Origin of the sequence: Sphaerisporangium sp. NPDC051011 (assembly GCF_040653595.1) — a bacterium.
Lineage (GTDB): Bacteria > Actinomycetota > Actinomycetes > Streptosporangiales > Streptosporangiaceae > Sphaerisporangium.
In genome coordinates this window covers 350,876-364,649 of sequence record NZ_JBFAGG010000004.1, presented here as the reverse complement: position 1 = coordinate 364,649, position 13,774 = coordinate 350,876, and the positions used below count along the sequence as shown (strand labels likewise).

Below are 13,774 nucleotides of genomic sequence, written 5' to 3'. Positions count from 1 at the left end.
GCAGGCTCGACACGAGCAGGCCCATCGCTCCTCCCAGAGGGCGGTACGGAAGCGCTGGAGGAAAAGCTGTGGCGGTGCGCTCAGCGGCCGCGCTCCTCGACGGTGATCGCAGTGGGGACGACGGCGCGCCGCGCGCGTGCGGGCACCGCGACCAGGACCATCGCGGTCAGCAGGCACGTGCCGCCCACGAGCAGCGACCAGCCCGCCGCCTCGCCGTACAGGAGCGTGGCGAAGGCGGTGGCCCACAGCGGCTCGATCGACATGACGACGGCTGCGGGCGTGGCCGGGACGTGCGCCTGCGCCCAGGTCTGGGCCAGGAAGGACAAGGCGCCGGCGGCGGTGGCCAGGTAGACGAGGCCCGCCCAGTCTCCGGGGGTGGCGGGCAGGACGATCCCGCCGGGCGCGGCGACGGCCGTGCAGACCAGCGCCATGGTGCCGACCTGCAGCACCGCCAGCGCGTACGCGTGCTCGGGCCGGCTCCACCGGCCGAGCGCGACCACGTGCACCGCGTACAGCGCGGCCGATCCCAGCGTCAGGGCGAGCCCTGCGCCGGAGACCGAGCCGCCGCCGGCGTCGCCGGACATGAGGGTGATGGCGCCGAGCCCGGCGACGGCGAGGCCGACCGCCGTCCAGGTCCGGGCGGTGATGGGGGTGCGGAACCACAGGAGCGCGAGCAGCGGCGTCATGACCACGTAGGAGCCGGTGACGAATCCGGACACCGAGGACGGCAGCGCCTTGAGGCCGTAGGTCTGGGTGACCAGCGCGGCCCCGTAGACGAGGCCGAGGGCGACACCCGCCCGCCACGCGCCCGGGCCGATGCCGCGCAGCGCGCGAGGCCGCAGCGCCAGCAGGATGGCGACGGAGATGAGGTACCGGGCGGCGAGCATATCGAACACGGGCAGCCGGGTGACCATGTCCTTCGTCAAGGGGAAGGTGCTGCCCCAGACGGCGGTCACGCCGAGCAGCGCGGCCACCCCGGCCAGGTGCCGCGTTCTGACAGATCGTCGCGCGTCCGGCCTCGGCGCGTCGCGGTGCGGGGGCGGCGTGGGGTCGTCCGGTGATACCGGGGATGGGATGGCCGGGGCGGGAGCGCCGTCTCCGGTGGTGTACGGCGTGTCGGCGGGTCTCATGAAGGCTTGTTATTCAGCTCATTCTTCAAAACGCAACCGTTTTTCCTGGCGCGGTGCCGGGACGGATCGCGGTGACCCGCTGCCCTCGACGCGCACCGTCCGTTCGGCCGGCACGCACCTCGGCGTCCGCGGGACGCGCGCGGCGCGATCTCCATCGGTCACCCCTTCACGCGTCTCCTGAGCCGCAACTCAAACACATCGGCGTTCAGCGTGGCAAATGGGGTCACCGGAGGCGCTCGTCCCTGAAGCGGCGGGCGCCCCCGCCGCCGGGCGCCGCACCACCGCCTGACGTCCGTCTCACACGGCGGCCGGGCGGTGACAGGAAGCGGTCAAGGGCCGGTGACTTGCTGCCTTACCTCTCTCTGGCAGGCGGCACCGGTTTTCCGCACAGTTGAAGACGCGGGGACCATCAGGGGCCGAACCAGAGGACGCAGCCATGTTGGTCGTGTTGACGATGCGCCGCGCCGCGGGACGGCCGTCGGAGGTTTCCGCCGTCGACGGCATCCGGATCCTCGCGTTGCTGCCGAGGCAGTGGCGTAAGGACCTCACTCAGGCGGCCGGGTACATCGCCATCCGGATCCAGACCGACGAGGACGTGACGGCGGCGCAGATCCGGGCGCAGGTGACGGCGATCCTCGCCAACCCCGAGCTCGGCCCCTGGGAACTGCTCTCCTGCGAGACCCTCACCCTCGGCCCCCGCGACGCGGACCCGCCGCCCGCCGCCGAGCCGGGCCGCCCGCTCCAGCGAGCCGAGTGGAACTGACCCTCCCCGCAGGCCGGCCCAACCCGGGCGATCCGGCGCGGCGCCTGAGAGCCAGGGGCGTCCCCCGGCGAGCCCGTCCTTCAGCGGGACCTCGTCCCTAGCGGGGCCCCCGTCCCTGGCGAGGCACCCGCCCGCTGAGGGGCGGCCGGGACGCGGCGTACTCGGGGACGGTCAGCATGGGCGGGCGCTCCCCCACCGACACGTCCCTGACGGCCGGGACGTGCCCGGCGTCGCCCCGGCGGAACTGGGTGAGCGCGGTGGCGGGGTCGTGCAGCGGGATGATCTTCGCCTGGCGCTCCAGGCGCGACCAGGCGGTGTGCATGATCTGGCCCGCCATGACGCCGAGGGCATCGGTCGGCTGGTGGGAGTGGACGCGCCGCCCGAGGTCCACCTGCGCGAGCGCGCCGAGCCCCTCCCGCTCCAGCAGGTCGATGAGCAGGCCCAGCTCGACGCCGTACCCGGTGGTGAACGGCACGCGTTCGAGGGCCTCGCGGCGCCCGGCGTACTCCCCGGCGAGGGGCTGGACGAACCCGGCGAGCAGCGGCCAGTGCAGGTTGAGCATCGGCCGGGCGACCAGTTCGGTGACGCGCCCGCCCGCGCCCTGCGCCTCCCGCAGCGGCCGGTCGTAGCAGCCCTTGACGTAGACGACCGCGGGGTCGGCGAGTAGCGGGCCGAGGAGCCCGGTGACGAAGGAGGTGCGGAACTCGCGCAGGTCTGCGTCGACGAAGACCAGCAGGTCGCCCGAGGTCACCGCGAGCGACTTCCACAGCACGTCGCCCTTGCCGTCCATGGGGCCGAGCGCGGGCAGGATCTCGTCCTGGGCGAAGACCTTCGCCCCCGCGCGGACGGCGCTCGCGGCGGTGTCGTCGGTGGAGCGGGAGTCGATCACGATCAGCTCGTCCACCAGCGGCACGGACTCCTGCAGGTCGCGCCGGATGGCCGCGACGATCTCGCCGACCGTCTCCGCCTCGTTCCTGGCGGGCAGCACCACGCTGATCGTCGTCCTCGCCCCGCCGCGCCGCTTGGCCGCGAGCAGGCCGGCGACCGGCCAGTCCACGGCGGCGGACGTACGCTCGCGCAGCCAGACCTCCACCTCAGGCAGCACGCGCGATCCCTCCGTCGCCTCCGGACGCACCGGATTTCCACCGGATTTCCACCGGCCCGATCACTCTATGCGGAGCCCGACCAGGTTCATGCGGGTGCGCGGCGTTTGTGGTGGAACCAGGGGGTAACCAGTATTGGTAGTTACACCATCGGCGGTACCGGCCACAGCGACGCGGAGGATTCATGGCCACGCGGCTGAAGGGCCTCGGCGCGACCGTCCTCGCCACGGTCCAGGACCACGGCTCCTACCACGTCACGATGGCCGACCCCGAGGGCAACGAGTGCGACGTCCAGTAGGCGGGCCCGGCCCGCGGGCGGTCATCCGTCCGGGGCCGCCGGGATGCGGGCGCGCAGGGACGTGCCGCCGCCGATGGGGCTGACGATCTGCAGTGTGCCGCCGAGGGCCTCGACGCGGTCCTTGAGCCCGATCAGCCCCGAGCCGTGGCGCGGGTCGCCGCCCCCGGCCCCGTCGTCGTCGATCGCGAGCTCGGCCACGCCGTCGCCGACCCGCAGCCGGACGTCGGCCACCGACGCGTGGGCGTGCTTGGCGACGTTCGTGAGCGCCTCCGAGACGATGAAGTAGATCGCGACCTCGACCCGCTCGGGCAGGCGCCGCACGCCGTTCAGACTCAGCTCGACGGGCACGGGCGAGCGGCGCGCGAGCGTCCTGAGCGCCGGCTCGATGCCCCCCATGGACAAGATCGCCGGGTGCAGGCCCCGCGACATCTCCCGCAGGTTCTCCACGACGTCCCCGATGCCGTTCACGGCGTGGTCGAGCCGCTTGCGCAGGTCGCCGCAGCCGGGCGGAACGGCGAGCGCCGCCGTGCGCAGCTCCAGCGCCAGCGAGACCAGGTGCTGCTGGGTGCCGTCGTGCAGGTCCCGCTCGATGCGGCGGCGGGTCTCGTCGGTGGCGGCGACGACGCGGGCCCGGGAGGCGGCGAGCGCGGCGAGGCTGTCGGCGTTCGCGACGGCGGTGGCGACCAGTTCGGTGAAGTCCAGCATGCGGTCCTCGGCCTCTCCGGGCCGAGGCTGGGCCGAGGTGGAGTAGGCGATCACCGTGCCCCACAGATGTCCCTGGACCACGACCGGGCAGCCCATCGCCCACCTGAGGCCGTGGCTCCGCGCCCAGCGGCTGATCCCGCCCGCGACTCCGGCCTCCCCGAGCGAGACCCGCGCGGGCCGGCCGGTCCGCCGCACCAGGTCCGGCACGGCGCCCGTGGCGATCGGCCAGCGCGCGCCGATGGGGGGCGCGGACGGTTCCCACCCGCAGCTCCAGGAGCCGACCAGGGTGATCTGGGCGTCCGGCTCGAAACGGGTGACGGCGATGTAGTCGGCGCCGACGATCCGCCCGATCTCGCCGGCGACCGCCTGGAAGATCTCCTCCGGGGAGATCCCCTGCGCGACGAGCGTCGCCACCCGGCGCAGGGCTCCCTGTTCCTCGGCGATGCGGCCCAGATCGTCGCGGCTCGCCTCCAGGGCGTTCACGATGGCCTCGCGCTCGTGGGCCGCCGCCAGCAGGGATTCCAGGGAAGGGACGATCCGCCGGCGCAGGCGGCGCAGCGTGGCCGGGGGCACCCGGCTCGGCAGGACCAGCGTCCCGAGGACGTCGGAGCCCTCGCACAGCCGGAACAGCGTGCGGCCCTCCCCGGGGGCGACCTTCTGCTGGGTGACGGTGGCGTACGGCAGTTCGAGGGCGCGGGCCAGGCGCTCGGAGACCTCGGGCAGCGCCGAGCGCAGGTCCCCCGCCCTCAGCAGCAGGCGGGCCTGCTCGGCGGCGAGGTCGGCCTCCTCCCGGCGCGCACGGGCCTCGGCGGCCGACGTCCGGGCGACGCCCGTGATCGAGCTGGCCAGCACCCCGACGATGAAGAAGATGGGCAGGATGATCAGCTCGGTGGCGTCGTTCACGGGATACAGGTAGAGGATGTGGTACACGACCGCGCTGAGCGCCGCGGTGGCCATCGCCAGCCCGAGCCCCCAGATGGTCGAGACGAGCAGGACGCCGAGCAGATAGATGACGCCGAACGCCGACGGGGGCACGTAGTCCTTGATCAAATAGATCAGGGCGCTCTCGATCACCACGCAGGCCACGCTGACTCCGACGCCCAGGGCGTAGGAAGGGCGTGTCGTGCGCAGGAGCGAGGTGATGATGCCCTCAGGCACGCTGCGAGTCTACGCCCGCGCCTTGGAGGTACGGGCATCCCCCTCACACACATTTGCCCTGGTCAATGCCCGTTTCGGGGAGAACATTGCCATAGCCGGAGATGCCTTCCCGTTACGCTGGGTAAGGCATCTGTTCAAACCCGATTAAAAGGGGCGACTCCAGGGCGATGGTGATGGGCGGACCAGGTACTCGGATAGCGCTCGCGGAGGACGATGTCCTGCTTCGCGAGGGGATTGCCAACCTGCTGGAGGAGGCGGGATACGACGTCGTCTGCCGGGCGGGCGACGCCGCCGAGCTGCTGGCCTTCGTCCGCGACGCGGCGCCCGATCTCGTGATCATCGACATCCGGATGCCGCCGACGTGCACCATCGAGGGCCTGAACGCGGCACGCGTGATCCGCGAGGACCACCCGAAGGCCGGCATCCTCCTGTTGTCGGCACATGTCGAGGTCGACCACGCGATGGAGTTGCTCGCCACCGGACAGCGGGTCGGCTACCTGCTGAAACACCGGGTTGCCAGCGTCTCGGACTTCATCGAGACGATCGAGCGCATTCTCGCCGGCGACTCCGTCGTCGACCCGGTGCTGGTGCGCGAGCTGTTCGCCGCGCGCCACCGCGAGGACCCTCTGGAGCAGCTCACCCCCCGCGAGCGCGAGGTGCTCGCCCTGATGGCCGAGGGCCGCTCCAACGCCGGGATCGCCCATCGCCTGTGGATCGCCGAGGGGACGGTGGAGAAGCACGTGCGGAGCATCCTCGCGCGGCTGCGACTGCCGGAGACCGAGGAGGACCACCGGCGCGTGCTCGCGGTGATCACTTTTCTTGAGCGGCGCTAGCCCCGCCTCGTTCGCCGTCGGCGTTCCGCGCGCCGAGGATGGCGCGGATCGCGCTGCCCGAAAGACCGGACTTCGGAAGGAACGCGGCGGCCGGGCAGGAGGCGATCATGTCGGAGAAGTCCCGCTCCGCGTAGGTCGAGATGAGGATGACGACGGGCGGCTCGGCGGACCCGGCGGCCGCGAGCCGGCGCGCCAGCTCGAACCCCAGTTCCTCCCCCAGTTTGATGTCGACGAGGGTCACGTCCGGGCGGAGCTCGTCGAACCGCCGCAGGGCCTCGGCGGACGTCGATGCGACGCCCACGACCGTGATCTCCTCGCGTTCGAGCAGCTCGCAGGCGGCGGCGAGGAACTGGTCGTTGTCGTCGACGATCAGGCACTGCACAGCCACCCCTCAAGGATTCCAGCAGCCGGCCGGGCGGGGCATTGCGGCTGGCCGCCATATCGCCGGTGACGGTGGCATGGGGGCCAGGGTTGGTGCTGCCCGCGATGACAGCGGACGGCGGAGGCGAGATCGTTGAGGTACGGCCACCCTATACGACGCATAAAGCAGGCGTATACAGTAGACGACTCGAGGGAAAGGGGTGGCGGTCCGCCGTGCGCGATCCCAGGATCGGGCGGCCAGGATCGCGATTCTGCCATGACCCACCACCGGCGAGACGAACGGGCCCGGGACATCCGTCACCAGGCCCGCGACGTCGCCGTGCACACTCCGCGGCCCGAGCTGTTGCAGCAGCAGCGGCAGTTCATCGCGGACGCCTCCCATGAGCTGTGCACCCCGGTGGCCGGGCTGCGCGCCCAACTCGAAGAGGCGCAGATGCACCCGGACGAGACCGACCTGCCGACCCTGCTGGCCAGCGCCCTGCGGGACGTCGACCGGCTGCAGGCGATCGTCACCGACCTGCTCCTGCTCGCCCGCCTCAAGGGCCAGGTCGCCGAGCGGGAGAGCGTGGACCTGGCCGAGCTGGTCCGCTGGCAGCTCTCCACCTGCGACGAGAGGCACATCGCACGGCTGACCGCCGCCCCCGGCGTGACCGTGTCCTGCGTGCCCCACCAGATCGCCCGCCTGGTCAACGCGCTGCTCGACAACGCCCATCGGCACGCCGCCGACACGGTGTGGATCGAGGTGCGCGGCAACGGCACGTCCGCCGAGCTGATCGTGGCCGACGACGGCGCGGGCATCACCCCCACCGACCGCGAGCGGGTGTTCGAGCCGTTCGCGCGCCTGGACTCCGCGCGCAGCCGCGACCTCGGGGGCACCGGCCTCGGCCTGGCCATCGCCCGTGACATCGCCCACGCCCACCAGGGAACGCTCGACGTCGAGGACTCCGAAGGCGGCGCCTGCTTCGTGCTCCGGCTTCCGGCCTTCCACGAGGATCAGCCGCCGGCGTGATGCTCCAGGAAGGTGTAGACGTCGGCCTCGTCCACGCCCGGGAACGAGCCGGGCGGCAGGACCGCGAGAACGTGGGAGTTCGCGCGGGCCGACGGCCAGGCGTAGCCCTCCCAGCGCTGGGTCAGCTCGGCGGGGGGACGGCGGCAGCACTCGCCCGACGGGCAGTTGGACCGGGTCCTGGTCGTGGTCTCCCGGCCGCGGAACCAGCGGGACTCACGGTAGGGCACGCCCAGCGTGATCGCGAAGTCGCGCTCCCGTGAAGGGTCGACGTGGGCGACGCAGAAGTACGTGCCGGTAGGCGTGTCGGAGTACTGGTAGTGGACGGAGAACCGGTCCGGCGAGACGAACACCTGGCGGCCCGCCCAGCGCAGGCACATGCGCTGCCCCTCGATCGCGCCCCTGGCGTCGGCGGGGAAGACGATCCCGTCGTTCTCGTACGCCTTGTAGATGATCCCGCCCGCGTCGTTGCGGACGAAGTGGCAGGTCAGGTCGAGGTGGTGGGTGGCCAGGTTGGTGAAGCGGTGCGCGGCCATCTCGTAGGAGACCGCGAACACGTCGCGCAGGTCCTCCACCGACAGCGCCCGGTCCTGCTTGGCCTCCTTGAGGTAGGGGACGGCCGCGGCCTCGGGCACCAGCAGGGCCCCGGCGAAGTAGTTGGCCTCGGTGCGCTGTCGCAGGAAGTCGGCGAAGTCGCGCGGCTTGTGGTGGCGGAGTGCCAGGTGGCCGAGCGTCTGGAGCAGGATCGTGCGCGGCGTGTGCATGCCGAGCTGCTCGTTCTTGACGTAGATGCGCCGGTTGCGCAGGTCGGTGATCGACCGGACCGAGCGGGGCAGGTCCTGGGCGGTCTGCACGGCGTAGCCGTAGTGGGTGACCAGCGCCTGCACGGTGCCCTGGGACAGCGCGCCGGTGCGGTAGCCGACGGCGGCCAGGGCCTCGGCGGCGGCGTTCTCGATCTCGGCGAAGTAGTTGTCCTGCTCGCGCTGCTTGCGGCGCAACTCGGCGTTGGCGGCCCTGGCCTCCTCGGGCGTGGCCGTGCCCCTGGCCTCGCGGGCGCGCAGCTCCTCGTACAGGCCCAGGATGTGTTCCAGCACGTCGTTGGGGACCCGGGCGGAGACCTTCAGCCGGGGCAGGCCGAGCGAGGCGTAGATCGGGTCACGCTGGGCCTCCTCCAGGGCGATCTCCAGCTGGGCCCTGCGGTTCGGGGCCTGACGGCGCAGAAGCTCCTCGACGGGGACGGCCAGCGCCGCGGCCAGCGACTTCAGCAGCGACAGCTTGGGCTCGCGCTTGCCGTTCTCCAGCAGGGAGAGCTGGCTCGGGGCGCGGCCGACGCGGTCGCCGAGCTCCGACAGGGTGAGGCCGCGCTGCTTGCGAAGGTGTCTCAAACGCTGGCCGAACGCCAGGAGGTCGAGCTCCTGCGTCAAAGACAGCGGTTCTTCTCCCACCAAAGACGCCATAGCACGATCCTAGGCGCAATTTCCACCGATCTTCCACACGACGCACCGGGACGCCGCGGCCCGGGCGGCGCGGGGGCCGTACGGCCCGGGTCATGGGCTTCTTGGTACTCCGGCGGATCATCGTCGCCGACCGAAACCTCCCTACATATCGGGATAAGTCATGACATAGCGGGCGGATCATGGGTGACGTGGATCACAAGGATTGGTCTAGTCCATAGGGAAAAGTTTGCATTTCTTGCCAAGGAAATACCGGCTAGTATTCCGCAAATCCGAAACTTCTGGCATGTTTCTCGCGACCTGTCTTGAGAACGATCGGACGTCAGTCGCAGACTCGAACCAAGCGCCCAGAGGACGTCAAAGGAGTCAAAATGAGTGATCGCCTCAAGGGAGCTGCAGACGAGCTGCGGCGAGAGTGGGAGAGCGACCCGCGCTGGAAGAACGTCGAGCGGACCTATACGGCCGAAGACGTCGTTCGACTGCGCGGCTCCGTGCAGGAGGAGCACACCCTCGCCAGGCTCGGCGCAGAACGGTTGTGGTCGCTGCTCCAGACCGAGGATTACGTGCACGCGCTGGGCGCCCTGACCGGCAACCAGGCGGTGCAGCAGGTGAAGGCGGGACTGAAGGCCATCTACCTGTCGGGCTGGCAGGTCGCCGCGGACGCCAACCTGGGCGGCCAGACCTACCCCGACCAGAGCCTCTACCCGGCCAACTCCGTGCCGGCCGTGGTGCGCCGCATCAACAACGCGCTGCTGCGCGCCGACCAGATCACCTGGTCGGAGGGCGACACGCGGGCGCCGCACTGGCTCGCGCCCATCGTGGCCGACGCCGAGGCCGGCTTCGGCGGTGTGCTCAACGCCTTCGAGCTGATGAAGGGCATGATCGGCGCCGGCGCCGCGGGCGTGCACTGGGAGGACCAGCTCGCCTCGGAGAAGAAGTGCGGCCACCTCGGCGGCAAGGTGCTGATCCCGACCGGCCAGCACATCAAGACCCTCAACGCCGCCCGCCTCGCCGCGGACGTGTGCGACGTGCCGACCCTGATCATCGCGCGGACCGACGCCCAGGCCGCGACGCTTCTGACCAGCGACGTCGATCCCCGCGACCAGGCGTTCGCCACCGGCGAGCGCACGGCCGAGGGCTTCTACCGCGTGCGCAACGGCGTCGACGCCTGCGTCGCCCGCGGGCTGGCCTACGCGCCGTACTCCGACCTGCTGTGGATGGAGACCTCCACGCCCGACCTGGACGTGGCCCGGCGCTTCGCCGAGGCGATCAAGGCCGAGTACCCCGACCAGATGCTCGCCTACAACTGCTCGCCGTCGTTCAACTGGAAGCAGCACCTCGACGACTCCGCCATCGCCAAGTTCCAGCGCGAGCTCGGCGAGATGGGGTACCGGTTCCAGTTCATCACCCTGGCGGGCTTCCACTCGCTGAACTACTCGATGTTCGACCTGGCCCGCGGCTACGCGGACGAGGGCATGACGGCCTACGTCGAGCTTCAGGAGGCGGAATTCGCCGCAGAGAAGCGCGGCTACACCGCCACCCGCCACCAGCGCGAGGTGGGCACCGGCTACTTCGACCTGGTCAGCACGGCCATCGCGCCGGACTCCTCGACCGTGGCGCTGAAGGACTCCACCGAGGCCGAGCAGTTCGCCCACTCGCACTGACAAAGCTCGTCGGCGCCTCTGGCTCCCCTTGGTCCCACGGCGCCGACGACCCTCAGAGCCCGCGGGCTCGTCCGGTAAAGATCCGCTTTGGGCGGCGGCCCCCTCCGGACGAGCCCGCGCCCCACGCGTAGCGCGGTGCCAGGCAGGCGGCGTGTGTCAGATCGGGAGAGCCTGGTCGTCCACCCCGATCGTCCGGCGGCCCTGGAAGAAGCGCACCATGTCGGTCGGCCCGTGGCCGCCGATGCCCGCGTTGTTCCAGAAGGATTGCTCCGACCCCTCTGCGAGGTCGGCGAGCTTGCAGCCGTTGACCCGGATCTCCCCTGCGGGCAGCCGGGCCGCGGTGTCCAGGGCGGCTTGAAGGTCGCGACCGAACACGAAACCGGCCAAGCCTGTCTCAGGCCCGTCGGCGGCGCGGATGGCCTTCTCTACCGAGCTGATCCGATGCACGGACACCGCCGGTCCGAACAGCTCATGCTCGGACTGCTCAGCAGGCAGCCCCACGATCACGGTGGGGGCGAAGAACCAGCCGCCAAGCTCCGGTAGCTGCGAGTTGGTGAGGGCCTTGCCGCCGCGATCGACAAGTTCAGCCACCTGGTGCTGCAGCCTGGCACGGTGCGCGGAGTAGGCGAGCGGGCCGACGTCGGTGGTGTCGTCGAGGCAGTGTCCGACGTGGAGCGCGCCGAGCTGATCGAGCAGCGCGTCGACGAGCTCGTCGTGCAGGCTCTCGGGCACGAGGATCTTGCCGGGGGCCTCGCACCACTGTCCGTTGAGTTTGGTCATCCCCTCCGCCAGAGCGGACGCTGTAGCCGCGATGTCGGCGTCGGGGTGGATCACGACCGGGTTGTGACCGCCAAGCTCAAGCTGGAGCACGGCGAAGTGGGGCGCAGCGGCCGTGGCCACCGCGCGGCCGCCGGCGGCGCCGCCGGTGAAGGAGATCGCCCTCACGCGGGGGTCCGACGCCAGATACGCACCGACGGCGGCTCCACCGTGGACCAGTTGGAAGACCGCCGGGGGGAGCTCCAAGGCGTTGGCGGCCTCGCTGATGACCTCCGCGAGGATCTGGCATCCCCCTGGCGCCCACTCCGACGGCTTGAGGATCACGGGACACCCGGCCGCGAGAGCGCTGGCCACCTTGGCGACCGCGACAAAGGTGGGGGCGTTCCAGGGCGCGAGGATGACGGCGGGTCCCAGCGGGCGGCGGAGCAGCCGGACCTCCCTTTCACCTGCCGGGAGCCGCGTCGACTCGCCGACCTGGAGAAGCTGGTCCCTTGCCGCGGTTACCCGCGGGGCGAGGTATGACGCGAGCCGGGTGGTGACCCGCAGGGGGTTCCCCGTCGCCATGGCGTCCTCGTAGGCCAGCTCGTCGACTCGACCGGCCAGACCGTGGGCAACCTCGTCGAGAAGGCGAACCCGGACATCCAGCGGGACCGATGCCCAGGTTCCAGCGGCATTGAGGCCGGCTGCCGCCGAAAGCGCGTGATCGACCTCCTTCTCCGCGGTGGCGGCCTGCGCCTGCCTTGGTGTACCGGTGTTGGGGTCGTCCAGCGAGCCCGGAAGGGACTCGCTCGGCTCCGACCAACTGCCCTCGATCAAGTCGAGTTGGGCCTTCGGTGGACGGGTGCGCGGGTGCTGCTCGGTTGCGGTCACGCTGTCTCTCCCTGTTCTGTGCTCGCGGCGGCCGGCCCGCCTTCGGGCCGTACGGCGTCCCAGGTGCTCGCGGTGAGGGGCAGGGCGGCCAGCCTGTAGCGCTCGATCTTCTCTGTGGGGGTCTTGGGTAGTTCCCGGATCAGCTCGACGTAGCGCGGGACCATGTGGCGGGGAAGTACGCGGCTGCAGTGTTCGACGACGTCTTCGGGGCGCAGCATGGCCCCCGGCTGCGTGACGACGAAGACTTTGACGTCCTCCTCGGAGAGCTCGCTCGGTACGCCGACCGCGGCCGACTCGCGCACGGCCGGGTGGGCGTTGATCGCCTCCTCAACGTCTGTGGCGGCGATGTTCTCCCCCCGCCGTCGGATGACCTCTTTGCCGCGCGTTACGAAGTACAGGTGGTCGTCGGTGTCGAGGCGGCCGATGTCACCGGTGTGGAACCATCCCCCGCGAAAGGCCTTGCCGGTCGCCTCGGGCATGTCGAAATACCCGTTCATCAGCAGGCAAGGGTCGTCTGAGCGGATGAGGATCTCGCCCTCGGTGCCGGCCGGAACCGGATCACCGGCCTGGTCGGCGATGCGGACCTGGTACTCGGGGATCACCCGGCCACATGAGCCGGGACGTCGGGGCTCGTCCAGCGGCTGATACGCGGGAACGCCGGCGTCAGTCAGCCCGTAGACCTCAACCAGCGGGAAGCCGAACCGCTCCTGCCATCCGCGTTCGCACGCCGGCATGGGCACACCCCAGGCCATCCTGACCCGGTGGTCACGATCGCCGGAGCTCCGAGGCTGCTTCCACAGGATGTTGGCGGTCGCCCCCATGAAGTTGAAGACGGTGGCGTCGCAGGCGCGCACCTCGTGCCAGAAGCGGGACGCGGAGAACGTCTTGCCCAGCGCCGCGGTCGCACCGGTGACCAGTGCCGCCCCCACGGTCAGCGTGGCCGCATCGATATGGAAGAGCGGGAACGGCGTGTACAGAACGTCGTCCGGGCGGAACTCCAGGTACTTCCCGTGGATCTGGCTCTGCCGCACGAGGTAACGGTGGGAGAGCACACAGGCTTTGGGGACGCCGGTCGAGCCCGAGGTGAACAGCATGGTCGCGGGTGCCGGCTCATCAACTTCAACCGGCGTCACCGGCGAGGACATCGCGAGTTCGGCGAGGCTGCCGGCTCCGGAGAGTGCACGGCCCCGCGAGTGGGGGTCGTCGGGCGTGTGCACGAAGACGGGACGGTCCGCGCAGCCGGCGAGCTTGAGCACCTGGGCCAGGACGGGGGCGAGGTCGGCGTCCACGATGAGAGCCTGGGGACGCACCATGCGCACCGAGCGTGCCAGCAGCTCGCCGGAGAGGGCTGTGTTGAGCGGGACGTTGACGGCGCCTATGCGGTTCACAGCCAGCCAGATGAGAACATGCTCGACGCTGTTCGCCATGAAGAGCACGACCCGGTCACGTGGCCCGATCCCGATCGCCTGCAGGCCTGCGGCATACGCCTCGACCCGCTGGTGGGCCGAGGCGTAACCGATGGCCGACTCCGGAGTGCGCAGGAAGGCATGCCCGCTGCGGACGCGCGCCTGGTGGGCGAGAATCGCCGGGAGGGTCAGCCCTTGGGTCGGGACGTCAGTGAGGAGATCCATC

General features: G+C 70.9%; 12 protein-coding genes. 5 read left to right on the top strand and 7 right to left on the bottom strand.

The genetic code is table 11. The features are described from left to right. Positions 1–80: 80 nt before the first annotated feature. Positions 81–1,130, bottom strand: coding sequence for a DMT family transporter (locus AB0H21_RS11860; protein ID WP_358514869.1), 1,050 nt, complete (start codon positions 1,128–1,130; stop codon positions 81–83). A gap of 436 nt (positions 1,131–1,566) precedes the next feature. Between AB0H21_RS11860 and AB0H21_RS11855 the strand changes: the two genes are divergently transcribed. Beyond that, the gene (locus AB0H21_RS11855) at positions 1,567–1,893 is read left to right on the top strand and encodes a hypothetical protein (protein WP_358514866.1); all 327 of its coding nucleotides are present in this window, start codon (positions 1,567–1,569) and stop codon (positions 1,891–1,893) included. Between the two features lie 97 nt (positions 1,894–1,990). On the opposite strand, the gene AB0H21_RS11850 is transcribed toward AB0H21_RS11855, so the two are convergent. Then, on the bottom strand, positions 1,991–2,998 hold the full coding sequence (locus AB0H21_RS11850) for a glucosyl-3-phosphoglycerate synthase (protein ID WP_358514863.1): 1,008 nt from the start codon (positions 2,996–2,998) through the stop codon (positions 1,991–1,993). A 182-nt stretch (positions 2,999–3,180) separates the two neighbouring features. Between AB0H21_RS11850 and AB0H21_RS11845 the strand changes: the two genes are divergently transcribed. Beyond that, the gene (locus AB0H21_RS11845) at positions 3,181–3,294 is read left to right on the top strand and encodes a VOC family protein (protein WP_358514860.1); all 114 of its coding nucleotides are present in this window, start codon (positions 3,181–3,183) and stop codon (positions 3,292–3,294) included. Positions 3,295–3,315: 21 nt separating this feature from the next. Here AB0H21_RS11845 and AB0H21_RS11840 read toward each other — a convergent pair whose 3' ends face one another. Further along, positions 3,316–5,157 carry a GAF domain-containing protein gene (locus AB0H21_RS11840; RefSeq protein ID WP_358514857.1) on the bottom strand — a complete coding sequence of 614 codons (1,842 nt, stop codon included), beginning with the start codon at positions 5,155–5,157 and terminating at the stop codon, positions 3,316–3,318. Between the two features lie 173 nt (positions 5,158–5,330). On the opposite strand from AB0H21_RS11840, the gene AB0H21_RS11835 reads away from it, so the two are divergent. Further along, entirely contained in the window at positions 5,331–5,990 is a 660-nt protein-coding gene (locus AB0H21_RS11835) for a response regulator transcription factor (protein WP_358514854.1), read from the top strand. Here the strand turns inward: AB0H21_RS11835 and AB0H21_RS11830 are convergent. Next, a complete protein-coding gene (locus AB0H21_RS11830) occupies positions 5,968–6,378 on the bottom strand; it encodes a response regulator (RefSeq protein WP_358514851.1) in 411 nt (136 codons plus the stop codon). The genes AB0H21_RS11835 and AB0H21_RS11830 overlap by 23 nt on opposite strands. A gap of 249 nt (positions 6,379–6,627) precedes the next feature. On the opposite strand from AB0H21_RS11830, the gene AB0H21_RS11825 reads away from it, so the two are divergent. Further along, a complete protein-coding gene (locus AB0H21_RS11825; RefSeq protein ID WP_358514848.1) occupies positions 6,628–7,380 on the top strand; it encodes a HAMP domain-containing sensor histidine kinase in 753 nt (250 codons plus the stop codon). On the opposite strand, the gene AB0H21_RS11820 is transcribed toward AB0H21_RS11825, so the two are convergent. Beyond that, the gene (locus AB0H21_RS11820; protein WP_358514845.1) at positions 7,365–8,834 is read right to left on the bottom strand and encodes a helix-turn-helix domain-containing protein; all 1,470 of its coding nucleotides are present in this window, start codon (positions 8,832–8,834) and stop codon (positions 7,365–7,367) included. The genes AB0H21_RS11825 and AB0H21_RS11820 overlap by 16 nt on opposite strands. 368 nt (positions 8,835–9,202) lie before the next feature. On the opposite strand from AB0H21_RS11820, the gene aceA reads away from it, so the two are divergent. Beyond that, the gene (gene aceA, locus AB0H21_RS11815) at positions 9,203–10,495 is read left to right on the top strand and encodes an isocitrate lyase (protein WP_358514842.1); all 1,293 of its coding nucleotides are present in this window, start codon (positions 9,203–9,205) and stop codon (positions 10,493–10,495) included. A 156-nt stretch (positions 10,496–10,651) separates the two neighbouring features. Here the strand turns inward: aceA and AB0H21_RS11810 are convergent, their stop codons facing one another. Next, positions 10,652–12,142 carry an aldehyde dehydrogenase gene (locus tag AB0H21_RS11810; RefSeq protein WP_358514840.1) on the bottom strand — a complete coding sequence of 497 codons (1,491 nt, stop codon included), beginning with the start codon at positions 12,140–12,142 and terminating at the stop codon, positions 10,652–10,654. Then, positions 12,139–13,773 carry an AMP-binding protein gene (locus AB0H21_RS11805; RefSeq protein ID WP_358514837.1) on the bottom strand — a complete coding sequence of 545 codons (1,635 nt, stop codon included), beginning with the start codon at positions 13,771–13,773 and terminating at the stop codon, positions 12,139–12,141. The genes AB0H21_RS11810 and AB0H21_RS11805 overlap by 4 nt, the downstream gene beginning before the upstream one ends. Position 13,774: the final 1 nt, after the last annotated feature.